Source organism: Kitasatospora sp. NPDC088160 (assembly GCF_044741445.1).
Lineage (GTDB): Bacteria > Actinomycetota > Actinomycetes > Streptomycetales > Streptomycetaceae > Kitasatospora.
Map to the genome: position 1 here is coordinate 112,027 of NZ_JBIUSS010000013.1, position 24,820 is coordinate 136,846.

26 protein-coding genes are annotated in these 24,820 nt (G+C 72.4%); 16 read left to right on the forward strand and 10 right to left on the reverse strand.

Annotated elements, in window-relative coordinates:
* Positions 1-410 precede the first annotated feature (410 nt).
* From ACIOGZ_RS21605 to ACIOGZ_RS21620, 4 genes are all read right to left on the reverse strand, one after another.
* Positions 411-941, reverse strand: a complete 531-nt coding sequence (locus tag ACIOGZ_RS21605) for an AAA family ATPase (protein WP_400986802.1) — start codon at positions 939-941, stop codon at positions 411-413.
* A gap of 40 nt (positions 942-981) precedes the next feature.
* Positions 982-1,629 carry an AAA family ATPase gene (locus ACIOGZ_RS21610; protein ID WP_400986804.1) on the reverse strand — a complete coding sequence of 216 codons (648 nt, stop codon included), beginning with the start codon at positions 1,627-1,629 and terminating at the stop codon, positions 982-984.
* Between the two features lie 226 nt (positions 1,630-1,855).
* The gene (locus tag ACIOGZ_RS21615) at positions 1,856-2,395 is read right to left on the reverse strand and encodes a DUF6328 family protein (protein ID WP_400986806.1); all 540 of its coding nucleotides are present in this window, start codon (positions 2,393-2,395) and stop codon (positions 1,856-1,858) included.
* Positions 2,392-2,964 carry a MarR family winged helix-turn-helix transcriptional regulator gene (locus ACIOGZ_RS21620; RefSeq protein ID WP_400986808.1) on the reverse strand — a complete coding sequence of 191 codons (573 nt, stop codon included), beginning with the start codon at positions 2,962-2,964 and terminating at the stop codon, positions 2,392-2,394. The genes ACIOGZ_RS21615 and ACIOGZ_RS21620 overlap by 4 nt, the downstream gene beginning before the upstream one ends.
* Positions 2,965-3,012: 48 nt before the next feature.
* Between ACIOGZ_RS21620 and ACIOGZ_RS21625 the strand changes: the two genes are divergently transcribed.
* The 6 genes from ACIOGZ_RS21625 to ACIOGZ_RS21650 all read left to right on the forward strand — a co-directional run bounded on the left by ACIOGZ_RS21625 (position 3,013) and on the right by ACIOGZ_RS21650 (position 9,114).
* Positions 3,013-3,915, forward strand: a complete 903-nt coding sequence (locus tag ACIOGZ_RS21625; protein ID WP_400986810.1) for an EamA family transporter — start codon at positions 3,013-3,015, stop codon at positions 3,913-3,915.
* Between the two features lie 251 nt (positions 3,916-4,166).
* The gene (locus ACIOGZ_RS21630) at positions 4,167-5,063 is read left to right on the forward strand and encodes a neutral zinc metallopeptidase (RefSeq protein ID WP_363587878.1); all 897 of its coding nucleotides are present in this window, start codon (positions 4,167-4,169) and stop codon (positions 5,061-5,063) included.
* A 146-nt stretch (positions 5,064-5,209) separates the two neighbouring features.
* Positions 5,210-5,584 (forward strand): hypothetical protein, encoded by a 375-nt coding sequence (locus ACIOGZ_RS21635; protein ID WP_363587876.1) that lies wholly within the window; start codon positions 5,210-5,212, stop codon positions 5,582-5,584.
* 312 nt (positions 5,585-5,896) lie between these two features.
* Positions 5,897-6,991, forward strand: coding sequence for a substrate-binding domain-containing protein (locus ACIOGZ_RS21640; protein WP_363587874.1), 1,095 nt, complete (start codon positions 5,897-5,899; stop codon positions 6,989-6,991).
* Between the two features lie 57 nt (positions 6,992-7,048).
* Positions 7,049-7,834 (forward strand): ATP-binding cassette domain-containing protein, encoded by a 786-nt coding sequence (locus ACIOGZ_RS21645; protein ID WP_363587872.1) that lies wholly within the window; start codon positions 7,049-7,051, stop codon positions 7,832-7,834.
* Complete coding sequence (locus ACIOGZ_RS21650) at positions 7,831-9,114, forward strand: sugar ABC transporter permease (protein ID WP_400986812.1); 1,284 nt, start codon at positions 7,831-7,833, stop codon at positions 9,112-9,114. Before ACIOGZ_RS21645 ends, ACIOGZ_RS21650 begins: the two co-directional genes overlap by 4 nt.
* 128 nt (positions 9,115-9,242) lie before the next feature.
* On the opposite strand, the gene ACIOGZ_RS21655 is transcribed toward ACIOGZ_RS21650, so the two are convergent.
* From ACIOGZ_RS21655 to ACIOGZ_RS21670, 4 genes are all read right to left on the reverse strand, one after another.
* Positions 9,243-10,091 carry a helix-turn-helix domain-containing protein gene (locus tag ACIOGZ_RS21655; protein ID WP_400986814.1) on the reverse strand — a complete coding sequence of 283 codons (849 nt, stop codon included), beginning with the start codon at positions 10,089-10,091 and terminating at the stop codon, positions 9,243-9,245.
* A 37-nt stretch (positions 10,092-10,128) separates the two neighbouring features.
* Positions 10,129-10,635, reverse strand: a complete 507-nt coding sequence (locus ACIOGZ_RS21660) for a DUF6879 family protein (RefSeq protein WP_400986816.1) — start codon at positions 10,633-10,635, stop codon at positions 10,129-10,131.
* Positions 10,636-10,990: 355 nt separating this feature from the next.
* On the reverse strand, positions 10,991-11,551 hold the full coding sequence (locus ACIOGZ_RS21665; RefSeq protein WP_400986818.1) for a hypothetical protein: 561 nt from the start codon (positions 11,549-11,551) through the stop codon (positions 10,991-10,993).
* 13 nt (positions 11,552-11,564) lie between these two features.
* On the reverse strand, positions 11,565-12,011 hold the full coding sequence (locus ACIOGZ_RS21670; protein ID WP_400810427.1) for an ATP-binding protein: 447 nt from the start codon (positions 12,009-12,011) through the stop codon (positions 11,565-11,567).
* A 181-nt stretch (positions 12,012-12,192) separates the two neighbouring features.
* On the opposite strand from ACIOGZ_RS21670, the gene ACIOGZ_RS21675 reads away from it, so the two are divergent.
* The 4 genes from ACIOGZ_RS21675 to ACIOGZ_RS21690 all read left to right on the forward strand — a co-directional run bounded on the left by ACIOGZ_RS21675 (position 12,193) and on the right by ACIOGZ_RS21690 (position 14,841).
* Positions 12,193-12,984 carry a helix-turn-helix domain-containing protein gene (locus ACIOGZ_RS21675; RefSeq protein ID WP_400986820.1) on the forward strand — a complete coding sequence of 264 codons (792 nt, stop codon included), beginning with the start codon at positions 12,193-12,195 and terminating at the stop codon, positions 12,982-12,984.
* On the forward strand, positions 12,977-13,174 hold the full coding sequence (locus ACIOGZ_RS21680; RefSeq protein ID WP_400810423.1) for a DUF397 domain-containing protein: 198 nt from the start codon (positions 12,977-12,979) through the stop codon (positions 13,172-13,174). Before ACIOGZ_RS21675 ends, ACIOGZ_RS21680 begins: the two co-directional genes overlap by 8 nt.
* Positions 13,175-13,462: 288 nt before the next feature.
* Entirely contained in the window at positions 13,463-13,753 is a 291-nt protein-coding gene (locus ACIOGZ_RS21685) for an ASCH domain-containing protein (protein WP_400986924.1), read from the forward strand.
* Positions 13,754-14,016: 263 nt separating this feature from the next.
* Positions 14,017-14,841, forward strand: coding sequence for a S41 family peptidase (locus ACIOGZ_RS21690; protein ID WP_363587852.1), 825 nt, complete (start codon positions 14,017-14,019; stop codon positions 14,839-14,841).
* 153 nt (positions 14,842-14,994) lie between these two features.
* Here ACIOGZ_RS21690 and ACIOGZ_RS21695 read toward each other — a convergent pair whose 3' ends face one another.
* The gene (locus tag ACIOGZ_RS21695) at positions 14,995-16,632 is read right to left on the reverse strand and encodes an alkaline phosphatase D family protein (protein ID WP_400810421.1); all 1,638 of its coding nucleotides are present in this window, start codon (positions 16,630-16,632) and stop codon (positions 14,995-14,997) included.
* A 510-nt stretch (positions 16,633-17,142) separates the two neighbouring features.
* Between ACIOGZ_RS21695 and ACIOGZ_RS21700 the strand changes: the two genes are divergently transcribed.
* Positions 17,143-17,598 carry a hypothetical protein gene (locus ACIOGZ_RS21700; protein ID WP_363587849.1) on the forward strand — a complete coding sequence of 152 codons (456 nt, stop codon included), beginning with the start codon at positions 17,143-17,145 and terminating at the stop codon, positions 17,596-17,598.
* 119 nt (positions 17,599-17,717) lie between these two features.
* Here ACIOGZ_RS21700 and ACIOGZ_RS21705 read toward each other — a convergent pair whose 3' ends face one another.
* A complete protein-coding gene (locus ACIOGZ_RS21705) occupies positions 17,718-18,713 on the reverse strand; it encodes a helix-turn-helix transcriptional regulator (protein WP_363632442.1) in 996 nt (331 codons plus the stop codon).
* 174 nt (positions 18,714-18,887) lie between these two features.
* On the opposite strand from ACIOGZ_RS21705, the gene ACIOGZ_RS21710 reads away from it, so the two are divergent.
* The 5 genes from ACIOGZ_RS21710 (at position 18,888) to ACIOGZ_RS21730 (ending at position 24,657) form a co-directional block, all read left to right on the forward strand.
* Positions 18,888-19,208 (forward strand): hypothetical protein, encoded by a 321-nt coding sequence (locus ACIOGZ_RS21710; protein ID WP_363632444.1) that lies wholly within the window; start codon positions 18,888-18,890, stop codon positions 19,206-19,208.
* A 195-nt stretch (positions 19,209-19,403) separates the two neighbouring features.
* Positions 19,404-19,607 (forward strand): hypothetical protein, encoded by a 204-nt coding sequence (locus tag ACIOGZ_RS21715; protein WP_400986822.1) that lies wholly within the window; start codon positions 19,404-19,406, stop codon positions 19,605-19,607.
* Between the two features lie 184 nt (positions 19,608-19,791).
* Positions 19,792-21,558 (forward strand): hypothetical protein, encoded by a 1,767-nt coding sequence (locus ACIOGZ_RS21720; RefSeq protein WP_363587841.1) that lies wholly within the window; start codon positions 19,792-19,794, stop codon positions 21,556-21,558.
* Between the two features lie 145 nt (positions 21,559-21,703).
* A complete protein-coding gene (locus ACIOGZ_RS21725; RefSeq protein WP_363587839.1) occupies positions 21,704-23,134 on the forward strand; it encodes a transglycosylase family protein in 1,431 nt (476 codons plus the stop codon).
* A 326-nt stretch (positions 23,135-23,460) separates the two neighbouring features.
* On the forward strand, positions 23,461-24,657 hold the full coding sequence (locus tag ACIOGZ_RS21730) for a Cmx/CmrA family chloramphenicol efflux MFS transporter (protein ID WP_400986926.1): 1,197 nt from the start codon (positions 23,461-23,463) through the stop codon (positions 24,655-24,657).
* The last annotated feature ends 163 nt before the right edge of the window (positions 24,658-24,820 follow it).

Sequence of the window (24,820 nt, forward strand, 5' to 3'; positions counted from 1 at the left end):
GGGGAAGTCATCCCGGCGGCCCACAGGGACGGGCCGGCAATAGCGGACGGGCCGTCAAGGTGCGGCCGTCGGAGTGGCGGTCGACGCCACGGCGATCACGGAGGTCACGGCGCCTCGCCCGCAAGCGGCACCCGGCGCGGGGACCTCCCCCTCGCGCGCTGCCCGCAAACGGACGGCAGGGCGCGGCAGGCCCGCGGAGGCGCCGTCCGCGCGAAGCCCGTCGAACGCCTGGGGGAATCTGAACTCGACTGCCGCTGTGCGGAGTTGATCCGGCGAACCGCCGGACTCACTGGCGAACTGTCGACCGCGCCTTGGCGTCATGGTCGGGCAGACCGTGATCGGGCGCGTCGCGCCCGGCGGCGATGAACGAAGAGACCGTGTCGGACCAGGCCGAGCAGTTCGGGCGTCCGTCAGCCGCCGGGTCCGGTGGCGAAGGCGGCGATGTCGGCCAGCGGCGGGCGGTAGCCGTGGGTGGTGTCCACGTGCAGGTGCGGCGCCGGCAGGGACGGCGGGGTGAAGTCGTCCAGCAGGTTGCCCGGGCCGGGCGGGGCGGCGAGGAGCGTGCGGTCGGCGTGCGCGGCGCGGTGCGGGTGCGTCGTCAGGCGGGTGCGGATCCGGGCGCGGGCCACTGCCGGGTCCACCCGGCAGTGCACGATGCGCAGTTCGGCGTGTTCGGCCAGCGGGCTCAGGCCGGGCCGCCACAGCCGGTCCTGGTACGCGGCCTCCGCCACCACGCTCACCCCCGCGCGCACCAGGACCTCCAGGACGTCGAAGAACGCCGCGCGCACTGCCTCGTCGGGGTTCCCGGCCCGGGTGCCCGCGTGCACCAGGCCCTCCTTCAGCTCGTCCCGGCACACCGCCGGGCAGCCGAGGGCCTGTGCCAGTGCGTGGGCCAGCGTCGTCTTCCCGCTGCCCGGCCCGCCGCTCACCACGATCAGCATCTCGGACCCCTTTCGTCAGGTCAGGCCAGGTCAGGTCAGGTCAGGTCAGGGCGCGGAGCAGGCGGTCGGCGAGGGTGGGGTAGGGGCGGCAGTCCAGGACGGGCAGGTGGTGGGTGCGGGCCTGGTCGGCGAGCCAGTGGGAGTAGCGGGCGCTGACGGCGGCGCGGCGCTCCTGCGGGCCGCAGTCGGGTTCCCGCTGGGCGTAGTTGGCGCTGATGCCGGCCGCGTCGCCCTCGTGCAGGAACGCGGCGCGCACGACGCGGCCCTGTCCGGCGGCCTCGGCGGCGGCGCGGGCGGCGGCGGCCGGGGTGAGGTAGTCGCCTTCGACGATCGCGGGCACGTCGACGGTGAGGCGGTTGCGCACCACGCCGAGCAGGGCGTCGTCCAGGGCGCGGGCGGTGGCGATCTGCAGTTCCAGGACGCGGTCGGCGGGCAGCGCGTCGGGGTCGTCGAGGCCGTCGAAGTGGTGCAGGCCGGGGTGGCCCTCGGCGGTGGTGGCGGCGTGCAGGGCGGCGACGACGTCGTCGAACTCGACCACGAACGCGCCGCTGTGCCGGGCGAGTTCGGCGGCGGCGCGGCTCTTGCCGAGGCCGGAGGCGCCGCCGAGCAGCAGGACGTCCCAGGTGGGGGCGCTGCCGTTGCCGTTCCCGTTGCCGTCCCTGCTGCCGTTGTTGTCGTTGCTGTGCATCCGGGCACGGTACCCGCCGCGCGGGGTGGGGCGGTAAGCGGTTTCGGGGGCGGGCGGGCTCTGAGGGGTGAGGGAGATGTGGGACTTCCTCGCCTGGCCCCCGGCGCCCGACAGCCGGCCCCGGCCCGGTCCCGTCCGTCACCCGCGCCGCGCCCGCCCCCGGTGCGGCGCGGGTGACGGGAAGCGGGCGCACTGTCCCCGGTGGTGCCGGCCGCCGGGCGCCGGTTCAGTCGTCGTACAGCGGGCGGCGCACCGCCCAGGGCAGGACGAACCACAGCCCGGCGAAGATCAGCGCGACGACGGAGGTGATGGCCAGGGCCGTGGCGGTCCCGAGCACGACGTCCAGGACGAGCAGCACGGCGCCGGTGAGCGCGCAGGCGAGCAGCATCAGGCCCAACTGGGCGATGTGGGCGGAGACCTTGACGATCCGCGCCTTGCCGGGGTGGCGGAACAGCCCGCGGTGCAGCGCCACCGGGGTGGCGAACACGGCCGAGGAGATGACGGCCAGCAGCAGGGTGGTGACGTAGACGTCCTGCTGGCCGTCGGTGAGGGTGGCGAAGCGCGGGGTGAAGGCGACCCCGAGCAGGAACGCGAACACGATCTGCACGCCGGTCTGCAGCACCCGCAGCTCCTGCAGCAGTTCCACCAGCCGCCGGTCGGCCCGGGCCCCCGGGCTCTCCGGGCTGCCGGACGGCGACGGCTGGGGCGGCTGGGGCTGCGGTCCGGGCTCGGGTTCGGGCTGGGACGGCGGCGGAGTGCTGGTCATGCGTCACATTCTGCTGGCCCGCCGCCCGGTGCGGTGCCGTCCAGGCGGTGCTGCCAGGCGGTGAGGAGGGTCTGCAGGGCGGCGGCCTCCTCGGGGGACAGGAGGGCGAGCAGGCGGTGCTCGTTGCGCATGTGGGCGGTGAACGCTTCGTCGATCAGCCGCAGGCCGGCGTCGGTGAGGGCGACGAGGCGCCCGCGCCGGTCGCCCTCGGCGAGGCGGCGGGTGACCAGCCCGGCGCGTTCGAGGCGGTCGATCCGTTTGGTCATCGCGCCGGTGGTGACCATGGTGTGGGCGGCGAGCTCCCCGGGGGCCCGCTCGTAGGGGGCGCCGGCCCGGCGCAGCGCGGCCATGACGTCGAACTCGCCCTCGCCGAGGCCGTAGCGGGAGTAGACCAGGGCGAGTTCGCCGGTCAGCCGGGCGGCGAGGCGGTGCAGGCGGCCGATGACGGCCAGCGGGGAGACGTCGAGGTCGGGGCGTTCGCGCCGCCACTGGGCCTGGATCAGCGCCACGTGGTCGGCGTCCGCGCCCGGCGGGGAGGGCGTCCGGGGGTGCTGCTGGTGGTGCTCCATGGGGCCATCCTACCGCCAGTACCTTCCAGGGAAGGTATATTGCCTTCCATGGAAGCCAATCTGCGGTGGGTGCTGCTGACCGCGGTCGCGCCGCTCGCCTGGGGCGCCAACTACTACGTCACCCACGCCTACCTGCCCGCCGACCGGCCCCTGTGGGGCGCGGCCCTGCGCGCCCTGCCCGCCGGACTGGTCCTGCTCGCCCTGTCCCGCCGCCGCCCGCACGGGCCCTGGTGGTGGCGCAGCGCCCTGCTCGGACTGCTGAACGCCGCGGTGTTCTTCGTCCTGCTCTACCTCGCCTCCCAACTGCTGCCCACCAGCACCGCCGCCACCGTCATGGCCGCCTCCCCGCTGGCGATGCTGCTCACCGCCTGGGCGCTGGCCGGGCAGCGCCCGCACCGCGCCCACCTGGTCGGCGCGGTGGTGGGCCTGGGCGGGGTGGCGCTGACGCTGCTCGGCGCGGGCGGCACGGTCAGCGGGGCGGGGCTGGCGGCGTCGGTGGCGGCGATGCTGGTCTCCTGCGTCGGCTACGTGCTGGCCGCCCGCTGGCGCGAGGGCGCGGCCCCACTGGCCGTCACCTCCTGGCAGCTGACCGCCGGCGGCCTGATGCTGCTGCCCCTGGCCGCCGCCGTGGAGGGCGCGCCCCCGGCGATGGACGCCCGCACGCTCCCGGCCTTCGGCTACGTCGCCCTGGTGGCCACCGCCCTCGCCTTCGCCCTCTGGTTCGCGGGCCTGCGCCACCTGCCGGCCGGCACGGTCGGGCTGCTCGGCCTGCTCAACCCGCTCGCCGGCGTCCTGCTGGGCGCCGGCCTCGCGGGGGAGGGGCTCGGCGCGCGCCAGGTGTGCGGGCTGGCCCTGGTCCTGGCCGGCGTCCTGCTCGGCCGCCCCCGCGGGCCCGCCCGCCCTGCCGAAGCCTCAGTCGTGGCCAAATCCATGACCCGCGTCAAGAATTGACGGACCGACAGTCCAACAGTCGGGCCAGGTGATGGTCCAGGACGGCGCGTGCGGCCTCGGGGGAGCGGTGCCCGACCGCCGCGGCCACGGCCACGGCCGCAGTCGCCGCCCGGCCCCGCCCCGTCCTGACCGGCCCCTGGCGCCCGCGCCCCGCTGCGCCGCGCCGGCGCCCGCTGCCCGTAGGCTGGGCGGGCCGTCACCGGCACAGACCGTCACCAGTACTGACAAACACGACAGAAGCGGGCAGGGGCATGCAGTTCGACGACCAGGGCGACCTCGACACCTCGCAGGTGGACGACCGGCGCGGGATCCCGGGCGGGAAGGTCGCCATCGGCGGCGGGGCGGTGGGCCTGATCGTCGTACTGTTCGCGGTCGTCCTGGGCGTGGACCCCCAGTTGCTGGGCCTGTCCTCCGGCGGCGGCTCCACCACCTCCAGCGGCGCGCACACCGCCGGCGAGGTGCAGCAGGCCTGCAAGACCGGCGCGGACGCCAACCGGCGCCAGGACTGCCGGATCGTGGCGGTCACCAACAGCGTGCAGGAGTTCTGGCGCGCCGAACTGCCCAAGCGCACGGGCACCGCGTACCGCAACGCCGAGACGGTGCTGTTCACCGGTCAGGTCTCCACCGCCTGCGGCCCGGCGACCTCCGCCGTCGGCCCGTTCTACTGCCCCGGTGACCGGAAGGCCTACTTCGACCTCGGCTTCTTCAACGAGCTCTCGGCCCGCTTCGGCGCCAAGGGCGGGCCCTTCGCCGAGTCCTACGTCGTCGCCCACGAGTACGGCCACCACATCCAGAACCTCCTCGGCACCATGCAGAAGGTGGGCAGCGACCGCCAGGGCGCCAACAGCGCCTCCGTGAAGCTGGAACTCCAGGCCGACTGCTACGCCGGGGTGTGGGCGCACCACGCCACCACCACCCCGCAGCCCTCCACCGGGCGGCCGCTGATCGCCTCCCTCACCGACCAGGACATCGCCCAGGGCCTGGACGCGGCCGCGGCCGTCGGCGACGACCGGATCCAGAAGCAGGCCACCGGCCGGGTCAACCCGGAGAGCTGGACCCACGGCTCCTCCGACCAGCGCAAGACCTGGTTCACCACCGGTTACCGCACCGGCGACCTCGCCCAGTGCGACACCTTCGGCAAGCTCTAGCCCGGTGAGCCGGCGAACCGGCTCCCGGAGTGCGGCGGCGCGCCCCTGTCAGATGTCAGGGACCGCCGCCGCGCCCGCGTTCCTAGGCTGCTGAGCACCGGCCGGACCCCACGTCAGGCCGCTCACCAGCCAAGGGAGAACCATCCATGCGCAGGATCACCCACGCCGTCGCCGCCCTCGCCCTCGCGACCGCGGCCCTGACCACCCTGACCACCCTGGGCGCCGGCAGCGCCGGCGCCGCCGACGGCTCCTGGGCGGGCTGTCCGTACGGGGCGGTCTGCGTCTACCCGCAGAACCAGAACCCGGCCTCGGCCCCGAGCGAGGTGTACTGGAGCTACGGCGCGCACAACCTGAGCAACCAGTACGGCAACCACTGGGTCCTCAACAACCAGTCCGGCGGCGCCCACGCCCACCTGTGTCGGGGCTCGGGCGGCGGCAGCTGCGTCTACGACATCCCGGCGCAGAACGGCGTCTGGTACGACCTGGGCCCGATCAACTCGATCACCCTCGACCGCCCCTGACGCGTCGTTCCTGACGCACCGGTACCACCTCCGCACGGGGGCGCCCGCCGCACGGGGGACGGCGGGCGCCCCGCCTTTCTGACACTCCGACAGGTTGATCGACTCTTGAACGGCGGGCCCCGCAACGGGCGCCGCCGTTCCGTCATTTGGAGCTTCCTCCAGGTTTCAACTCCCCGTCAGTGTTCATGAAGATAACGAGTAGAGGCGCATCGCCCGCAGTCTGAATTTACTTATTGACGTCATGTACGCGTTCAGGTTTAACTCCCCCCACCCCGCCGCAGAGCCGCGGCGACGTCAGGGAGAGGCACCCCCATGAACGCAGCACTGCGTCGCGTCCTCATCGCCACCACCGGCATCTCACTGGCCCTGTCCATGGCCGCCTGCGGCAAGGCGGGCGGCGACAAGAAGGACGCGGCCGCCTCCGGAGACGGCAAGTCCATCGGGCTGCTCCTACCCGAGAACGCCTCCTCCACCCGCTACGAATCCTTCGACCGCCCCTTCGTCGAGGCCAAGGTGGCCGCCCTGTGCGCGGACTGCAAGGTCCTGTACAACAACGCCGAGGGCAGCGCCGCCAAGCAGAAGCAGCAGTTCGACACCCTCCTCGCCCAGGGCGTGAAGGTGATCATCCTGGACCCCTTCAACGCCAAGTCCACCCAGGGCTGGGTCCAGGAGGCCGCCGCCAAGGGCGTCAAGGTCGTCGCCTACGACCGCCTGGCCACCGGACCGGTCGCCGCCTACGCCTCCTTCGACAACGAGAAGGTCGGCGAACTCCAGGGCCAGGCCCTCGTCGACGCCCTCGGCCCGCAGGCCGCCGACGCCAACGTCGCCATGATCAACGGCGACGAGGCCGACCCCAACGCCGCCGACTTCAAGACCGGCGCCCACAAGATCCTCGACGCCAAGGTCAAGAAGATCGTCTACGAGCAGTCCGGCCAGTGGGACGCCACCGTCGCCGGCCAGAAGATCGGCGCCGCCGTCACCCAGCTCGGCAAGAACGGCTTCCAGGCCGTCTACTCCGCCAACGACGGCATGGCCGGCGCCATCATCACCCAGCTCCAGGGCGCCGGCATCAAGGTCCCCGTCGGCGGCCAGGACGCCGGCCTCGACGCGATCCAGCGCATCGTCAACGGCGACCAGGCCTTCACCATCTACAAGGCCTACCGCCCGCTCGCCGACTCCGCCGCCGAACTGGCCGTCGCCCTCCTCAAGGGCAAGGACGTCAAGGCCGTCGCCACCGCCACCGTCGACAGCGCCACCGACAAGGCCATCCCCGCCAAGTTCCTGGACGCCAAGGTCGTCACCAAGGCCAACATCGCCACCACGGTCGTCGCCGACGGCCTCTACAAGGTCTCCGACATCTGCACCGCCGACTACGCCGCCGCCTGCGCCGCCGCCGGCCTCAAGTAGCCCGGCCCCGCCCAGTTCGACCCGGGTCCAAGTCCACCACCGCAGAAGAAGGTTCATGTGACAGGCGCACCCGTCCTCCAGCTGCGCTCGGTCTCCAAGCGCTTCGGTGCCGTCCAGGCCCTCACCGATGTCGGCCTCGATGTGCACACCGGTGAAGTCCTCGCCCTCGTCGGAGACAACGGCGCCGGCAAGTCCACCCTCGTCAAGACCATCGCGGGCGTCCACCCCGTCGACGAGGGCACCATCACCTGGCACGGCGAGCCCGTGCGCCTGACCCGCCCCCAGGACGCCCAGGCCCTCGGCATCGCCACCGTCTACCAGGACCTCGCCCTGTGCGACAACCTCGACGTCATCGCGAACCTGTTCCTCGGCCGCGAGAAACGCCGCCGAGGGCTCCTGGACGAGGTCGCCATGGAGCAGCACGCCCGCGAACTCCTCGACACCCTCGCCATCCGCATCCCCGACGTGCGCACCCCCGTCGCCGCGCTCTCCGGCGGCCAGCGCCAGGTCGTCGCCATCGCCCGCGCCCTCGTCGGCGAGCCCGCCCTCGTCATCCTGGACGAGCCCACCGCCGCCCTCGGCGTCGAACAGACCGCCCAGGTCCTCGACCTCGTCGAGCGGCTGCGCGAACGCGGCCTGGCCGTCGTCCTCGTCAGCCACAACATGGCCGACGTGCGGGCCGTCGCCGACACCGTCGCCGTCCTGCGGCTGGGCCGCAACAACGGCGTCTTCCCCGTCGCCGGCACCACCCAGGAGCAGATCGTCTCCGCCATCACCGGAGCCACCGACAACGCCCACGCCCGGCGCCAGGCCCGCCACACCGAGGAGGAGGACGCCGCATGACCACGCCCAGCACCCCCGCCGACACCCCCGCGGCCCCCGGCGCCGACCCCGTGGCCCCCGGCGCCGACCCCCGCCTGCACACCCGGGCCGCCGGCCCCGCCGGCTACCTGGACGCCGCCCGCCGGCGCCTGGCCGCCGGCGAGCTCGGCTCCCTGCCCGTCGTCGTCGGCCTCATCCTGATCGCCGTCATCTTCCAGTCCGTCACCGGCCACTTCCTCCAGGCCGACAACCTCACCAACATCACCCGCTTCATCGCCGGCCCCGGCCTCATCGCGGTGGGCGTCGTCTTCGTCCTCATCCTCGGCGAGATCGACCTCTCCCTGGGCTCCGTCGCCGGCGCCAGCGCCGCCCTCGCCGCCGTCCTCGCCGTGCGCCAGGGCGTCGCCGAATGGCTCGCCGTGCTCGCCGCCCTCGCCGCAGCCACCGTCATGGGCCTGCTGCACGGCCTCTTCTTCGCCCGCGTCGGCGTCCCCGCCTTCGTCGTCACCCTCGCCGGCATGCTCACCTGGAGCGGCCTGCAGGAGTACGTCCTGGGCGACCTCGGCACCGTCAACAACCGCCACGGCGGCCTCATCGCCACCCTCGACACCACCTTCCTCGGCGATGGCGACATCGCCTACGCCTGGGCCCTGGCGGTCCTCGCCCCCGCCCTCTACCTGCTCGCCCACCTGCGCACCGCCCGCCGGCGCACCGCCGCCGGCCTCACCGCCCGCCCCACCGCCGACACCGTGGTGCGCACCGGCGCCCTGGCCGTGCTCACCCTCGCCACCGCCTACGCCCTCAACCAGGACCGCGGCCTGCCGCTGCCCCTGGTCGTGCTGGTGGGCGTCGTCGTCCTCACCGACTTCGTCCTGCGCCGCACCTCCTACGGGCGCCAGATCTTCGCGGTCGGCGGCGGCGTGGAGGCCGCCCGGCGCGCCGGCGTCAACGTGGCCCGGGTGCGGATCTCCGTCTTCATGCTGTCCGCGTTCCTGGCCGGCCTGGGCGGGTTGTTCTACGCCTCCCAGCAGGGCTCCGCCGACAAGCAACTGGGCGGCGGCAACGTCCTGATGAGCGCGATCGCCGCCGCCGTCATCGGCGGCACCAGCCTCTTCGGCGGCCGCGGCAAGACCTGGTCCGCGCTGCTGGGCATCCTGGTGATCCAGTCCATCACCACCGGCCTGGACATGGTCCACGCCGCCCAGGCCATCCAGTACATGATCACCGGCGCCGTCCTGCTCGCCGCCGTCGTCCTGGACTCCCTCTCCCGCCGCACCCGCACCACCGCCGCCCGCACCTAGCCAAGCCGAAAGACCCGGGCCCGCGTCTACCGGCCTGGCGCCCCGCCGCATCGCGGGGCGCCAGGCCAGGAAACGCGCGGCCGCCCCGCCCGAGGAGCCCGGCGCCGGCAAGGCCCCCGCGCACGGATTCACCCGAGGGCGGCTATTGCCGACGTGATGAGCGCACGCGCCTGGGCACCGTAGACCGCGAGGCGCTGCAACTCGCCGAACGCCCGGATGTAGTCAGCGATCTCGCGGGGCTGGGTGACGTTGACCTCAGCTGTCAGCGTCTCCACGACAGCATGCCGATCGTCGTACAGGTAGAACGCTTCGAGGGGCCACATGCCGCGCTGTGCGGTGGATGGGATGACCCCCAGCGACAGCGATGCCAGCGGCATCACCGCCAGCAGATGGCCTAGTTGACCGGCCATGGTCTCCGCGTCACCGATCCGGGAGCGGAGCACCCATTCCTCCATCAGCACCGCGAACCTGTGCCTGCCCTCGTTCAGGAGCCGTCCTCTCGCCACCCGCGCGGCAACGGCGTCGGCCACATCATCAGGGGTCCCCTGAAACTCCGTGATGGAGCGCATCAGGGCAGTCGCGTACCCGGGCGTCTGGAGGAAGCCGGGAACGACATTGGAGACGTACGTCCGGCACAACTCCGCCCGCTCGTGGAGCGTGTAGAAGTCCTCCTGCACCTGGCGCATCCCTGCGCGGTGCAGCCGACGCCACTCCATGTACATCGACTCGACCGCTCTCGACGTGGCGATCAGGTCGTCCGACTGGTCAGCCGCTGTGCAAGCAGTGCACCATGCCCGAATGTCGGAGTCAGACGGAGGGGTTCGCGCACTCTGGATGCGGGAGACCTTCGAAGGGTTCCACCCGCACCGGAACGCCAGCTGTCTACCCGTCAGGCCGGCATCCTTGCGGAGATCGACAAGGCGGTTGGCAAGGGCAAGACGCGCCGCTTGCGCGCTTGATGACGGAGACGTCGGCATAGGTCTGGCGGTCCGGTGCTCGCAGGGTAAGGGCGGGTCAGACGCTGTACTCGTCGTGCGGGGTGCCACGCTCCCACACAGCCTCGAACGCGGAGGAGACGAGACGAACCGTCGCGGAGTCCTCGGAGAAGGCGAACCCGGGCTCGGCCCAGTCGCCGTACCCCGTGAAGAAGTGGAACAGCACCAGCTTGTCGTCGATCAGCCAGAAGTCGTTCCCCGGCAGCGCGATGTTCGACGTCTGACTCCTCGGCAGCCACCGAACCAGTTCTCCGGCCGCCAGGTTCATCGGGGTAACCGCGTGCTCCCACCGGATGTAGTCGGTCACCGGCTCGGACACGATCCGGGCCCGCCGCATGACCACGCCACGACCGACCGTCTCGCGGACGAGTCCCAGCCACTCGGGCCACCACGACGCTTCGGGGTCCAGCTCGATCTCGCCGGTGCGGGCGAAGCGATCGATCTCCTCCGCCTCGTCCTCGACCCACACGGTAGGCGAGCCTCCGCCGCCCGTGCTGGGGTCGATGCCCACAAAACCTAGTGCCATGACGATCTCCAACGTCTGTGGAGTTGCAGGGACGTGCACCACCGTCAGCCCTGCGAGTCAGAAGCACAACCCCGCATGCACGAAATTGCACGAACCCGGGCAGAGCCACACCTCTGACACCCCTCCACGCAAGAGGAGCCGGACTTGTCCCACGGCCGGCGGGCCCTTGGGCCTGTTGGATTCCACAGGCCCAGAACGCACGAAAGGCCCCTAGAAACCGCCGTGTGGTGCCGAGGCGAGTGGAAGTGGAGGGTGTCGGCGGATGGCGGCCCTGAGGTCCGGCTGACCTGGACGAGCCGACCGCGCTGCGCAGGAAGTCGGCGGGCCCGACTTCCTGCGCACGGTCGGGTGTTGCTCAGGAGCGGGTGGTTCGGGCGGCGCGGGTGCGGCAGTGGGTGAGGGCGGGTTTGAGGCGGGGGTCGGGGTTGGGGGTGGTGGTGAGGAGTTCGCCGGCGGTGGTGAGGGTGGTCCAGTAGTGGGTGGGGTCGCCGGTGGTGGGGTGGGGTTGGGTGGCGGTGAGGGAGAGGTAGGCGGTGGTGAGGTTGCCGGTGGTGAACCAGCGGGTGAGGCCGTGTTGGTGGCCGGCGCGGATGCTGCCGTGGGCGTCGATGGCGGTGAGGAAGAGTTCGATGACGGCGAGGTCGCGGTTGTCGGGGGTTTTGGGGATGTCGAAGACGCCGAGGGCTTCGAGGAGTTCGCCGGTGTCGTTCTCGGTGCCGGGGCGGGGGTTGGCGAGCAGGGCGTCGAAGCAGTCGTCGAGGCGGCGCTGCGTCTCGGCCGCCGGGATGCCGAGGGCGATGCAGACGGCGCGGGCTGAGCGCAGGGGCTCGCGGGTGCGGCGCGCGAGGGTGGCGTAGGTGTCGGCGGGGGTGGAGCCGGTGTCGAACAGGTGGCGGGCGGTGAGGGGGAGTCGCATGGTGGGCACCTGTTCAGACGGTGAGGAAGGTGGCGGGGGAGGGTGCGGGGGCGATCAGGGCCCAGACGAACTTGCCGACGCCGCCGGCGCGGGGGCAACAACCCCACTTCTCGGCGAGTTCGTTGACGAGGAGGACGCCGCGTCCGTGTTCGTCCTCGGGCGTGGGGGTGTGGAGGGAGGGGCGGCCGGTGCCGGCGTCGTGGACTTCGAGGCGCAGGCGGTCGCGGACGACGGCGAAGCGGACCTCGATGAGCCGGTCGGCGGGGGCGTCGGTGTGCTGGACGGCGTTGGCGAAGAGTTCGCCGAGGAGGAGTTCGGCGGTGTCGCGGTAGCGGTCGCCAGTGGGGAGCGCGGCGAGGTAGGCGCGGAGCAACTGCCGGGCGACGGGAGTGGATTCCGTGCGGGAGTCCAGGCGCGCGGCGAACGTGCGGGGGCGGGGAGCGGTACGGATTTTGAGCATGGCGAAGCACCTCAAGGGGAGGGTGTATGCGAATGGAGTGCGCCCACTTCGGTCAGTAGTCGAATGACTACCAGGATGGCTCAGCCTGCTCTAGGATCGAAAGAGTTTCAAATCTCTAGTCCGGCGGATTTTAAAGAAGGCGATCTTGGTTCGTCGCACACTTGACCCAACGTCATCCCCATTGGAAGCCCTGGCTGTTCAGATCAGCCGGTCGCGCCAGGCCAAGGGGATGACACAGATCGAACTCGGCGTGCGAGTCGGGTACTCCAACGTCTACATCTCGAACGTGGAGCGGGCTAAACAAGCGCCGTCTTTAAAGTTCGTAGAACGCGTGGATGCCGCCCTCGATGCCGGTGGCGCCCTGACGGGACTGTGGTGGAGCTGGAAGAACGGCGCTCTGTTGCCGGGGTTCTCCGAGTACCTTCGCCGGGAGCGCGAAGCGATCACAGTCAGACTGTTCGACACGGATATGGTGTCGGGCATACTCCAGCACCCGGACTACAGCGCGGCCTACGAGGCCGGCATCGTCCGTCGAGGGGAAGCGACGCAGGAGCAGGCCGACGAGAGGCTCAGCCTGCTGGCGCAGCGTCAACTCATGCTTGACAGAGGAACGATGATCCACGTCGTCCTGGACGAGGGAGTCCTGCGTCGACCGATCGGCGGTCGGGAGATTATGGCCGTGCAACTCTCTCACCTGGAGAGCCTGTGTGATCACCCAAATGTGATCATCCAGATCTCTCCGTACCGCCTCGCCGAGGATCGGTCGCTGTCCCACCCCGTCACGCTCTTGACCCTCCCCAATCGTGCTTTGGTCGGGTACACGGAGACGCTTCAACGGGGATACCTGGAACAAGACGCCGAGACGGTGGCTCGATGGGTCGATAGATACGATCGACTCCAGGTCAACGCGCACAGCCAGCCGGACAGTTTGGCCATGATCCGGGAGACACGGGAGGAACTGGACCATGCATGACCCAACGGGCGCCAAGTGGCGCAAGAGCACCTACAGCAATGGCGGGGGCGGCTGCGTAGAGGTGGACGATGTGCACCCGGGCAGGGTCCGTGACTCCAAGGACCCCCAGGGCCCGGCGCTGGCCTTCTCGGCCGAGGGCTGGGACTCGTTCGTTGCCGCTGTCCGAAGCGGCGAGTTCGGCGAAGTCTGAATCGAAGCCGGATGTGAGGCCTCCGGCCGGGGCTGCTTCCGAGGAGTGTGGCGCCGCATCGTCGGCTTCATGCTGGCTTGCATCGCCGATGGGCGAGCAGCCGGGGGGCACGGCGCGTCTCCTGCGGGCAAGGGGTGACGAAGGGTTCCACTGGCGCCAGGCCGCGCGGGCCACGGTCTGGCGTCGGGTGCACGCTCCTCGGGGGCGGGCACCGTTGAGCCTGGCCACCCGACGGATGTCCTTCTCTGTGATGACGCTGCGTGAGAAGTCCCAGGAACTCTCGACCTGATCGCCGGCGGCACCAAGACCGTCGGGGTGCGCGTCGGCTACCCCAGCATGCGAAAGATCCATCCGGGGCAGCTGCTCGTCTTCGAGTCCGGGGACGCCCGCTACCGCACCCGGCTCACCGAGGTGGTGGAGTGTCCGGGCTTCGACGCGATGCTCGACGCCGAGGACCTGGAGGCGATCGGATCCGAGGGGGTGAGCCGGGCCGAACTCCTCGCCGCCTATCGCGAGATCCACCCGCTGGAGAAGGAGCGGCTCGGCGTCCTCGCGATCCACCTGCGGCTCGCCCCGTAGCCGGGGAGCGACCGCGCTGCGCGGGAAGTCGGCGGGGCCGACTTCCTGTGCGCGGAACGGGTTTTCAGGTGCGGGTGGTGTGGGTGGCTTGGGTGCGGCAGTGGGTGAGGGCGGGTTTGAGGCGGGGGCCGGGGGAGGGGGTGGCGGTGAGGAGTTCGCTGAGAAACCGCTGGGCATCGGTTCGGCCTTGACCTACGATCGCGCGAATGATCACTCATGGAGCGATACTCGACACCGCCCTCGCCCGGATCACCGCTGGTTACGTGTTCCCCGAGAAGACGGCGGCCATGGAAGTGGCGATCCGGAACCGGCTGGCGGAAGGCGCTTATGAGGGCCTGGACGAGCGGGGGCTGTGCGAGCGGGTCACGGAGGACTTGCAGGGGGTGTGTCCGGACAAGCACCTGCGGCTGCTGTGGAGCGAGGAGCCGCAGTCGATGGACGAGGAGCCGGAGGACGTCGCCCGGGCCCGGTTCGAGCGGTACGCCCGGGAGAAGAACTACGGCATCCGGCGGGCAGAGCAGCTCGACGGCAACATCGGCTACCTCGATCTGCGCATGATTCCCCCGGCCGGGGTGGGCGGTCCCGCGATCGCCGCCGCGATGCAACTGGTCGCTTCCACCGAGGCGTTGGTCATCGACCTGCGGCAGTGCAGCGGCGGTTCACCGGAGGGTGTGCAGCTGTGGTGCAGCTACTTCTTCGCTGACGACGAGGTGCACCTCAACGACATCTACGACCGGGCTACCGACTCCACCCGCCAGTACTGGACCCTCGGGCACCTCGCCGCGCCGCGCTATTCGGACCGTCCGGTGGCGGTGCTGACCAGCGACTTCACGTTCTCCGGTGGGGAGGAGCTGTCGTACAACCTGAAGGTGCTCAAGCGTGCGACGCTGGTCGGGCAGACGACGCGTGGTGGCGCCCACCCGACGGCCCGTATTCCTGTCGCGCCGCATGTGACGGTGACCGTGCCGGCGGCCCGCTCGATCAACCCGGTCACCGGCACCAACTGGGAGGGCGTTGGCGTGGAGCCGGACGTGGCGGTTGCCGCTGAGGATGCGCTGGAGAAGGCACTGGAACACCTTCGCGCGTAGTCGAGTCCCCCGGCTGCTCAGTCCTGAGCAGCCGGGGGGCCTATGCGAGGCAACTGGTGCGGCGCGGTCACGCTCAAGGCTCAGCCACCACATGGTCCCGCCGCCCCCGTGAGCGGCGGGACCCAAGGGGTGGCGGGACCAGGGGGTGGCGGGTCAGGCGGGGCGGATGCCCGGGTTGCCGGCCTCGGTGACGAAGGAGGCGGCGGTGGTGACGGTGCCGCCGGGGCGGGTGATGTGGGAGACGGCCCGGTAGTCGGCGCGCACCTGGTGGCGGTCCAGGGTGAGCGTGGTGTAGCCGCGCCGCCCGTCGTAGAACTTCATGTGCGGGTTGGCCGACATCAGGTTCTGCCAGTTGGACGGCCGCTCCTCGCCGTCGCCGTCGCTGCTGATCGAGGTGCCGACGAACTCCACGCCCACGGTGCGCGAGTCCGGCTTGTCGAAGTCGCGCTTGACGTCCAGGGCGTAGGCGACGTGGACGTCACCGGTGAGCAGCACCAGGTTCTCCACCCCGGCCCGGTCGACGGCGGCCAGGAAGCGCTCGCGGGCGGCCGGGTAGCCGTCCCAGGCGTCCATGGAGAGCTTGGAGCGCTCGGCGGTGGTGTTCTTGCGGCGGGAGAAGACGACCTGCTGCGGCACGACGTTCCAGGTCGCCCGGGAGCGGCGCAGGCCCTCGGCGAACCAGCGCTCCTGGGCGGCGCCCATCAGGGTGCGCCTGGGGTCCTCGGACTCCGGGGTGGGGTACTGCCAGCCGTCGCCGTTGGCCTGGTCGTCGCGGTACTGGCGGGTGTCGAGGATGTCGAACTGCGCCAGCTGCCCGAAGTGGACGCGCCGGTAGAGGGTGAGCTCGGTGCCGCGCGGCTGCGGCATCCGCAGCGGCATGTTCTCCCAGTACGCGCGGTAGGCGGCGGCGCGGCGGGCGATGAACGGCGCCGGGTCCTGGCCCTTCTCGGGGATGCCGGCCGCGTAGTTGTTCTCCACCTCGTGGTCGTCCCAGGTGACGTACCAGGGGTGGGCGGCGTGCGCGGCCTGGAGGTCGGGGTCGTTCTTGTAGAGGGAGTAGCGCAGCCGGTAGTCCTCCAGCGTGGCCGTCTCGTGGTCGAACAGCGCCGGCAGGGTGCGGTCGGTGTACTTGCGGTCGCCGCCCGCCGCGTCGATGCCGTACTCGTAGATGTAGTCGCCGACGTGGAACACCGCCGCCAGGTCCTCGTCGGCCAGGTGGCGGTAGGCGGTGAAGTAGCCGTCCTCGTAGGCCTGGCAGGACACCAGCCCGAAGCGGACGGCGTCCAGCCTGCGCCCGCGCTCCGGCGCGGTGCGGGTGCGCCCCACGGGGCTGCTCCAGGCGCCGACGGTGAAGCGGTACCAGTACACCCGGTCCGCGTCGAGGCCGTCGACGTCCACGTGCACCGCGTAGTTGAACTCGGCGTGCGCGCGGGCGCTGCCGCGCCGCACCACCTTGCGGAACCGCTCGTCGCGGGCCAGCTCCCAGCCCACCCGCACCGAACCGGTGGGCGGCAGACCGGCGCCGGGCTCCAGCGGGCGCGGCGCCAGGCGGGTCCACAGCACGACGGACTCGGGCAGCGGGTCGCCGGAGGCCACGCCGAGGGTGAACGGGTCGCCGGTGATGGCGCGCGGGCCGAACTCGGCGTCCTCGGCGTGCGCGGACGGCAGGTTGACGGTGAACGCCAGCGCGGCGGCGGCCGAGGTGACGGTGAGGAAGCGGCGCCGGTCCAGCCGCGCGGCGGCCTCGCGCAGCTGCTGGTCGGGGGAGGGGCGGTCGGCAGGGCGGGTCATGGGGTGAAGGCCTTTCGCTGCTCGGCGGTGTGCGAAGGAATTCGAGTGGACCGCGCCGTACGCCAGGGGTCGGAATTCCGGCAGCCGAGTGATCATCTGATGGGGGATCAGTGAAGGTCCGACAAATCCCCCCGGGTGGACGGAAACGGACGCGCGTAGCGTCACCCGCGCGACCGGTCCACTTGGCCGGCGGCCGCAGGCCCTCCCGCCACCGTCCGGGCCCGCCACCGGCCCCGGCCGGCCCGCAGGCCCCGCACCGCGGCCGCCCGGCAAAGCCCCGAACCCGCACGAGGGGACGGCTGCTCCGTACCCGGAACGGGCCGCGCGACGAGATCCACCCCCACTGCACACAGGCGCTGGCAAAGTCAAGAAAAACCACCCGAACGGGGGGGTCCACTTCTACGCCGGAGGGCGGTCGTGATGTACAACACGCTGGCACCCCAAGCGAGTTGACTGATAGGAATCACCCCGGGGGACCCGACCATCAGCTCACACCTCTGGGAGGGAACCATGAAGAACCGCTTCGTACGTCGTGCGGGTGTTGTGGTGGCCGGCCTCGCCGTCCTGACAGTCGGCTTCGGCAGCACGGCGGCCATGGCGGCCGCCCCGGCCCCTGCCCTGGCCCCGGTCGCAGTGGTCCAGAACGTCACGCCCGCCATCACGGCCGTGCAGACCTGGACCTACGTCACCGGCCCGCTGGAGACCACGCTCACCCTCGACACCACCGCCCGCTCCGCGTCCATCGTGGTGTACGCGAACGTGCCGCTCCTCGGCAAGGTCAAGGTCGGCAGCGCCTCCGGCAGCCTGACCGAAGGCATCACCTTCCACCTGGGCCTGTCGCCGTTCGTCAACGGCACGCAGAGGTTCTACCTGGTCGGCGACGACGTGCACCTGTACTACGACTTCGACGCGCTCGGCAAGCACTACACGGGCGACGTCAAGCTCGGCACGCTCCCGCCGTTCTAGCAGCCCCGCTCCACACCTCCGGCGCCGCCCGCCGCCCCCGCGACCCGGGGGCGGCGGGCGGACCCACACCCGCACCAGCCGCCCGGCCCCCGCCACGGCCACCCGCGCGAACGCCGGCCCTACAACTGCTGCGGCAGCCAGCCGTTCTGCACCGCCCGCATCCCGAACTCGAAACGACTGCGCGCACCCAGGCGCTCCATCAGATCCGTCGCCACCCGCCGCGCCGTCCGCGACGACACCCCCAGCCGCTTGGCGATCGCCTCGTCCGTCAGCCCCTGCGCCAGCAACCGCACCACCGTCGCCTCCTGCGCACTGAGCCCGCCCTCGTCCCGCACCGCCGACGGCCCCAGCTCCCGCGCCTGACCCCACACGTGCTCGAACAGCGCGCACAGCGCCACCAGCGTCCCGTGACCGGTCAGCACGACCGCCCCCGCACGGGTGTCCTCCCCGCTCACCGGGATCAGCGCCGTCGCCCGATCGAAGATGATCATCCGGGTCGGCAGCTCCGGCACCGTCCGCACCTCCCCGCCCAGCTCCGCCAACCAGCCCACGTACGCCACCGTCGGCTGGCTGTTGCGCACACTGTCCAGGTACACCGTCCGCATCCGCACCCCCCGGCCCAGCAGATCCCGGTCATGCGGCCGGGACGCCTCGATGCTCTCCGGAGAATGCCCGCCACCCGGCGCGAAGGTCATGATCTCCGCCGTCAGGCCACGGGCCAGCGACGCGATCCGGTCCCGGATCTGGTCCAGGCCCACCAACTGCTCCACCCCCGCGTGCGAGGCGGCCGGCCGCAGATCCGCGTACTCCGCGATCAACTGCGCGGCCGCCGCCCGGGACGCCTCGATCCGCAGCTGCTGCGCCGCCAGATCCGCCTGCTGACGGGCCATCAGCAACTCCATGCCGACCTGCGGCGACACCGCACGCAGCTCGCCCTCCCGCTCGTAGGAGGGCCGGATCAGCGCCAGCTCGCTCAGCAGGTCCAGACAGCGCCGGACCTCCTCCTCGCTGCGCCCGAGCCGCTCCGCCAGCGCCCGCACCCCGTCGCCGGGATGCGCGAGCATGCTGCGGTAGACGCTCTCCGACACGGCATCCAGCCCGAGTGCGGTCAGCATGCCTCGTTACCCCCCGGTGTGTAAGGCCTGAATCGCCAATCGCTGCGTACGCGATCATCGCACGCGAGTGCGAGAGGGGGCCAGCAAGCGGTCCTGGACGGTTCCGGACACCGCCGGAACCGTCCAGGTTGATCCTCTATGCCGGGATGTCGACGGTTCGGCAGAGTCCGTTCCATGTACCTGATTCACGCCGAGATCCAGGCCCCGGCCCCGGCCCCGGCCTCGGGAGCAGCGCTCGCGCCCGACACCGCCGGGGTGCTGCTGGCGAGCGCGCGGCCCCAGGAGCGCATCGAACACGTCGCCGTGCACGAGGGCGCCGGGCCCGGCGCCGTCCTCGGCGTCTACCTGGTCGCCGGCCGGCTGAGCGCCGCCGAGACCGTCGTCGACGCGTTCTGCCGGCGCGCGGTCGAGACCGTCCCCGCGCTGCGCGGCTGGACGCTCACCCGCGTCGGCGCCCCGCTCGTCGCGCCGTTCTACGAGCGCCTGCTGGACTGATCCGGCCCGGCTGGACGGATTCGGACGCTGCCGCTTCCGTCCACCGGAGAACCCTTCCACCCGCCCTGAACTGCGACGAAGCTAGTACTCGCCAGCAGGGCCCACCGCCCGGAGGCAAACCGGCCGAGCGTCTACCGCGGGACGCGACACCGGACTCACCGCCACCCGTCCAGTTCTCGAAAGAGGTCAACTCCCATGCTTCGCACCCCGCTCGCCAAGGCCGCCGCGGTCGCCGCCCTCGCCCTCGCCGCTGCCCTGCCGATCGCCGGCCAGGCCTCGGCGAACACCATCTGGGACAGCCCCGCCCCGGCCCCGGCCGCCACGACGGCGAACACCATCTGGGACGCCCCGGCCCCCGCGCCGGCCACCGTGACCCCGGCGAACACCATCTGGGACTGACCCGCCCCGCGCCGGCCACCGCCGTGAACACCCTCCGGGACTGACCCGCCCCGCCGCCGCCCGAGGCCACCCGACCGCTGCTCCTGCAGGGTAGCTGTCCGCCTCCCTCCGGGCCACGCCCCCCGACTTCCCGTGCCCGCACCGGGCGCCCACCGCCGCTCTCACCCCGTCAGGACGTGTCGTCGTGCCCTCCGCGCTCTCCAAGCTCGCCCGCGTCACCCTCGCCGCCTCCATCGCCGCCTCCGGCGCGATAGCCGCCACGGCCGTCACCACCACCGCGGCCCACGCCGCCGCCTCGTCCACCGTCGGCGGCCAGATCACCCGGTCGGAGATCCTCTCCCGCGCCCAGTACTGGTTCAACCAGAACCCGGGCCTCACCTACAACCAGGGCGCGACCTTCCCCGACTCCAGCGGCCGCTACTACCGCAAGGACTGCTCCGGCTACGTCTCCATGGCCTGGCACCTGGGCTACAGCGCCACCACCCAGTCCATCGCCACCGACGAGAGCTACGAGATCCCGCGCAGCGACCTGCGCCCCGGGGACGTCCTCAACAGCTTCTACGACCACGTCCTGCTCTTCGAGAAGTGGGACGACCCCGGCCACACGACCTTCTCCTACTACTCCTTCGGCTCCACCCCGGTGAAGCACATCGCCGGCGCCTCCATCAACGCCGCGAAGTTCGACTCGCACCCCAACGGGGACTACAAGGCGCGGCGCTACAAGAACGTCGTCGAGGACGTCAGCACCTCCCCGTCCTCGCTGCCCTCCGGCACGCTGGTCAAGTCCCCGAACGGCGCCTCGGTCAAGGTCATCATCAACGGCGCGGGCCTGCCGGTCGCCGGCTCCGACGTCGCCGCCGACGGCTACGACCTGAGCAAGATCGTCCAGGTCGACGACGGTGCCTTCAACGCCCTGCCCACCGTGCCGCCGCCCGGCACCGTGGTCCACGACCAGGCCGGCGGCTCCTCCCGCTACGTCGTGGTCGGCGGCGCGGCACTGTTCATCTCCGGCGCGGACTGGACCGCCGACGGCTACAACACCCGCGCCGACATGGGCGTCCCGTCCAGCTGGCTGCAGGGCGCGATCAACACCGGCCCGGCCACCGGACTCGTCGTGATGGACCAGTCCGGCACCGACGCCGGCCGCTACGTCGTCGTCAACGGCACCGCCATGCACATCTCCGCCGCCGAGTGGACCGCCGACGGCTACAACACCCAGTCCCTGATGGGCGTGCCCAGCGACTGGCTGAAGGCCGCCATCGCCAAGCCCATGCCCAACGGCACCGTCCTGATGGACCAGTCCGGCACCGACCCCAGCCGCTACGTCGTCGTCAACGGCGCCGCCGTGCACATCTCCGCCTCCGAGTGGACCGCCGACGGCTACAACCTCCAGTCCCTGATGGGCGTGCCCGGCGAGTGGCTCAACACCACGGCCAAGAAGACCGTCCCGGACGGCACCCTGATCAAGGGCCAGGCCGGCACCGACCCGTCGATCTACGTGATGGCCAACAACTCCGCACTGCCGATGACCAGCGCCGAGTTCACCACCGTCTACGCCAACCAGCCGGTCCTGGGCGTCCCGGAGGAATGGGAGGCCGCCGAGGTCGCTCGCCCGCTCGCCAACGGCACCCTGATCACCGACGCCGCCGGCACCGACTCCACCGTCTACGTGATGGCCGGCGGCCTGGCCGTCCCGCTCACCTACGCCGACTTCACCGGCTACGGCTACGACAAGCTGCCGCTGCGCGGCGTTCCCGGCAGCTGGGAGCAGTCGGCCGCCGCCAAGAGCGCCCCCGCCGACGGCACCCTGCTCCAGTCCTCCGACGGCCCCACCGTCTGGCAGGTCGTCAACGGCGGCAGCAAGAAGGCGGCCGCACCCGGCTCCTACAACGCCGCCGACGTGGTGAAGGTCCCGACCGCGCTGACCGCCAAGCTCCCCACCGTCGCCTGACGCACCCACCCCGCCAGGGCGGCCCGGCCACCGCAGGCCGGGCCGCCCCGCGCCCGCACGCACCGCACCTGCACACACGTACCGCGCCCGCACGCACCCGCTCGTCCGACCAGCCAACCCGCATCTGCCCAGGGGGACTTCCGTCATGACCGCCGCCGCCCGCAAGACACCGGCCCTCGCCGCCGCCACCGTCCTGCTCGCCCTGGCCGCCCCGCTCGCCCTCGGCGGCCAGGCCTCCGCGGCCTCGGTGTCCACCTGGGACAAGGTCGCCCAGTGCGAGAGCGGCGGCAACTGGAGCATCGACACCAACAACGGCTACTTCGGCGGCCTCCAGTTCTCCCAGAGCACCTGGCTCGCCTACGGCGGCAGCCAGTACGCCCCCTACGCCAACCGGGCGACCAAGCAGCAGCAGATCCTGATCGCCGAGAAGGTCCTCGCCGGGCAGGGCCAGGGCGCCTGGCCGCACTGCGGCCCGGCGGCCAACCTGGGCGCCGACCACGCCAACCCCTACCCGGCCGGCACCTCCTACCCCGACCCGGCGTCGCTGCCCACCGGCACGCTCGTCAAGTCGCCCAACGGCTCCTCGGTCAAGATCCTGATCAGCGGCGCGGGCCTGCCGGTCGCCGGCTCCGACGTCGCCCCCGACGGCTACGACCTGAGCAAGATCGTCCTGGTGGACGACGCCCGCTTCAACGCCCTGCCCACCACCCCGCCCGAGGGCACCGTCGTCCACGACCAGGCCGGCGGCTCCTCCCGCTACGTCGTCGTCGCCGGCGCGGCGCTGTCCATCTCCGGCGCGGACTGGACGGCGGCCGGCTACAACACCCGCCCCGACATGGGCGTCCCCACCGCCTGGCTGCAGAACGCGCTCACCAACACCCTCCCGACCGGCCTCGTCGTCCACGACCAGGCCGGCGGCAACGCCCGCTACGTCGTCGTCTCCGGCGCCGCCCTGCCCATCTCCGGCGCCGAATGGACCGCCGACGGCTACAACACCCGCGCCGACATGGGCGTCCCCGGCGCCTGGCTCGCCTCCGCCACCCAGGCCACCGTCCCGAACGGCACCGTCGTCAACGGCCAGGCCGGCACCGACCCGTCGATGTACGTCATGGTCAACGGCACCGCCCTGCACATCTCCGGCAGCGAGTGGACCGCCGACGGCTACAACACCAAGACCCTGATGGGCGTGCCCGAGGCCTGGCTGCAGGGCGCCGTCGCCAAGCCCCTGAAGAACGGCACGGTCCTCACCGACGCCGCCGGCACCGACTCCACCGTCTACGTGATGGCCGGCGGCCTGGCGGTCTCCCTGACCTACGCCGACTTCACCGCCATGGGCTACGACAAGCAGCCGCTCATGGGCGTCCCCGGCACCTGGCTGGGCGCGGCCGCCGCCAAGAGCGCCCCCGCCGACGGCACCCTGCTGCTCTCGCCCGACAGCCCCACCGTCTGGCTGGTCGCGGGCGGCGGCAAGAAGGCCCTCACCGCAGCCGACTTCGGCCCCGGCAAGTACAGCCTCGCCGACGTGGTCAACGTCCCGACCGCGCTGACCGCCAAGCTCCCGACCGCCACCGCGTAACCCCGGCCCCCGACCACCCCGAGCCGCCCGGCCACACCCGCCGGGCGGCACGGGCGCGCCCCGGAGACGCCCGAAACCCGCGTGCCCCACCGGACACCGCTCCGGTAGCCTGCAGACCATGTCGAGCCCCGAGGCATCCAGGGTGGGGGCTTTCGGTCACGCGCCGTCAGCCCCCTGAACCCCCGAGCCGCGCACCCCGCCCTCCCGCCGCACCCCGCAGCCGGACGGGCACGCCCTCAGGCCCCGGGCGCTGACCGCGGTGACGAGACGCCGACCTCCCGCGCATCTCCTCACTCCGGAGCCCTCAGATGTCCCCGACACGCCCGATGCCCCTCCCGCTGTACCTCCTCGCCCTGGCCGTCTTCGCCATGGGCACCTCCGAGTTCATGCTCGCCGGCCTCCTGCCCGACCTCGCCGCCGACCTCGGCGTGAGCGTCGGGGCGGCCGGCCTGCTCGGCCCCGCCTTCGCCGCCGGAATGGCCCTCGGCGCCCCACTGATGGCCGCCCTCGCCCGCACCTGGCCCGCCCGCACCAGCCTCCTCGGCCTCCTCCTCGCCTTCGCCGCCGCCCACGCCGCGGGCGCCATCACCACCAGCCTCCCGCTCCTGTGCGCCACCCGCGTCGCCGCCGCCCTCGCCTGCGCAGGCTTCCTCGCCGTCGCCCTGACCACCGCCGCCACCCTGGTCGCCCCCGACCGCAAGGGCCGCGCCCTGGCCGTCCTGCTCTCCGGCACCACGCTCGCCACCATCGCCGGCGTCCCGGCAGGCGCCGCCCTCGGCACCCTGCTCGGCTGGCGCGCCACCTTCTGGGCCGTCGCCGCCCTCTGCCTGCCCGCCGCCGCCGGCCTCCTGCGCGGCATCCCGGCCGCACCCGCCCCACACGACAGCGCCCCGCATGACACCGCCCCGCATGACACCGCCGAACCGGCGCTGCGCACCGAACTCGCCCAACTGCGCCGCCCCCGTCTGCTCCTGGTCATGGCGCTCGGCGCCCTGGTGAACGCCGCGACCTTCGCCGGCTTCACCTTCCTCGCCCCCGTCGTCACCGACACCGCCGAACTGGGCCGGCTCTGGATCCCCGTCGCCCTGGTGCTCTTCGGCGCCGGCTCCCTGCTCGGCGTCACCACCGCCGGACGCCTCGCCGACCACCGCCCCCGCCTGCTCCTCGCGGCCGGCGGCCCGCTGCTGCTCGCCGGCTGGCCCGCCCTCGCCGTCCTGGCCGAGGAGCCGGCCGCGCTGCTGGCCCTGGTGTTCGTGCAGGGCGCGCTGTCGTTCGCACTGGGCACCACCCTGATCACCCGGGTCCTCTACGAGGCGGCCGCCGCCCCCACCATGGCCGGCTCGTACGCGACCGCGGCCCTCAACGTCGGCGCCGCCACCGGACCGCTGGTCGCCGCCCCCACCCTGGGATCCAGCGCCGGGCCGCTGGGCCCACTGTGGGCGAGCGCCCTGCTCGTCCTGCTCGCGCTGTTCGCCGCTGTCCCGCTGCGCGGGGTGGTCGCCCCCCGCCACGGCGGTGCGTAACAGGCCCCGGGCCGCACCTCGCGGCAGCTGCGCCGTGGGGGGGGGGGGGGGGGGGCGCCCCCCCCCCGCCCGCCCCCCCCGCCGGGGGGGGGGCGCGCCCCCGGCGGCCGGGGGGGGGGGTCGCCCACACAGGCCCGCGGTGGGGGCGGGGGTGCGCCCCCCC

Bases quoted from the DNA above. Each gene is read 5' to 3' on its own strand.
- ACIOGZ_RS21670 (WP_400810427.1), bottom strand. From the start codon at position 12,011: ATGCTCAAAATCCGTACCGCTCCCCGCCCCCGCACGTTCGCCGCGCGC.
- ACIOGZ_RS21625 (WP_400986810.1), top strand. From the start codon at position 3,013: ATGGAAGCCAATCTGCGGTGGGTGCTGCTGACCGCGGTCGCGCCGCTC.
- ACIOGZ_RS21705 (WP_363632442.1), bottom strand. From the start codon at position 18,713: ATGCTGACCGCACTCGGGCTGGATGCCGTGTCGGAGAGCGTCTACCGC.
- ACIOGZ_RS21610 (WP_400986804.1), bottom strand. From the start codon at position 1,629: ATGCACAGCAACGACAACAACGGCAGCAGGGACGGCAACGGGAACGGC.
- ACIOGZ_RS21640 (WP_363587874.1), top strand. From the start codon at position 5,897: ATGAACGCAGCACTGCGTCGCGTCCTCATCGCCACCACCGGCATCTCA.
- ACIOGZ_RS21665 (WP_400986818.1), bottom strand. From the start codon at position 11,551: ATGCGACTCCCCCTCACCGCCCGCCACCTGTTCGACACCGGCTCCACC.
- ACIOGZ_RS21730 (WP_400986926.1), top strand. From the start codon at position 23,461: ATGCCCCTCCCGCTGTACCTCCTCGCCCTGGCCGTCTTCGCCATGGGC.
- ACIOGZ_RS21605 (WP_400986802.1), bottom strand. From the start codon at position 941: ATGCTGATCGTGGTGAGCGGCGGGCCGGGCAGCGGGAAGACGACGCTG.
- ACIOGZ_RS21695 (WP_400810421.1), bottom strand. From the start codon at position 16,632: ATGACCCGCCCTGCCGACCGCCCCTCCCCCGACCAGCAGCTGCGCGAG.
- ACIOGZ_RS21615 (WP_400986806.1), bottom strand. From the start codon at position 2,395: ATGACCAGCACTCCGCCGCCGTCCCAGCCCGAACCCGAGCCCGGACCG.
- ACIOGZ_RS21630 (WP_363587878.1), top strand. From the start codon at position 4,167: ATGCAGTTCGACGACCAGGGCGACCTCGACACCTCGCAGGTGGACGAC.
- ACIOGZ_RS21700 (WP_363587849.1), top strand. From the start codon at position 17,143: ATGAAGAACCGCTTCGTACGTCGTGCGGGTGTTGTGGTGGCCGGCCTC.
- ACIOGZ_RS21680 (WP_400810423.1), top strand. From the start codon at position 12,977: ATGCATGACCCAACGGGCGCCAAGTGGCGCAAGAGCACCTACAGCAAT.
- ACIOGZ_RS21650 (WP_400986812.1), top strand. From the start codon at position 7,831: ATGACCACGCCCAGCACCCCCGCCGACACCCCCGCGGCCCCCGGCGCC.
- ACIOGZ_RS21715 (WP_400986822.1), top strand. From the start codon at position 19,404: ATGCTTCGCACCCCGCTCGCCAAGGCCGCCGCGGTCGCCGCCCTCGCC.
- ACIOGZ_RS21710 (WP_363632444.1), top strand. From the start codon at position 18,888: ATGTACCTGATTCACGCCGAGATCCAGGCCCCGGCCCCGGCCCCGGCC.
- ACIOGZ_RS21725 (WP_363587839.1), top strand. From the start codon at position 21,704: ATGACCGCCGCCGCCCGCAAGACACCGGCCCTCGCCGCCGCCACCGTC.
- ACIOGZ_RS21655 (WP_400986814.1), bottom strand. From the start codon at position 10,091: ATGCCGACGTCTCCGTCATCAAGCGCGCAAGCGGCGCGTCTTGCCCTT.
- ACIOGZ_RS21635 (WP_363587876.1), top strand. From the start codon at position 5,210: ATGCGCAGGATCACCCACGCCGTCGCCGCCCTCGCCCTCGCGACCGCG.
- ACIOGZ_RS21620 (WP_400986808.1), bottom strand. From the start codon at position 2,964: ATGGAGCACCACCAGCAGCACCCCCGGACGCCCTCCCCGCCGGGCGCG.
- ACIOGZ_RS21660 (WP_400986816.1), bottom strand. From the start codon at position 10,635: ATGGCACTAGGTTTTGTGGGCATCGACCCCAGCACGGGCGGCGGAGGC.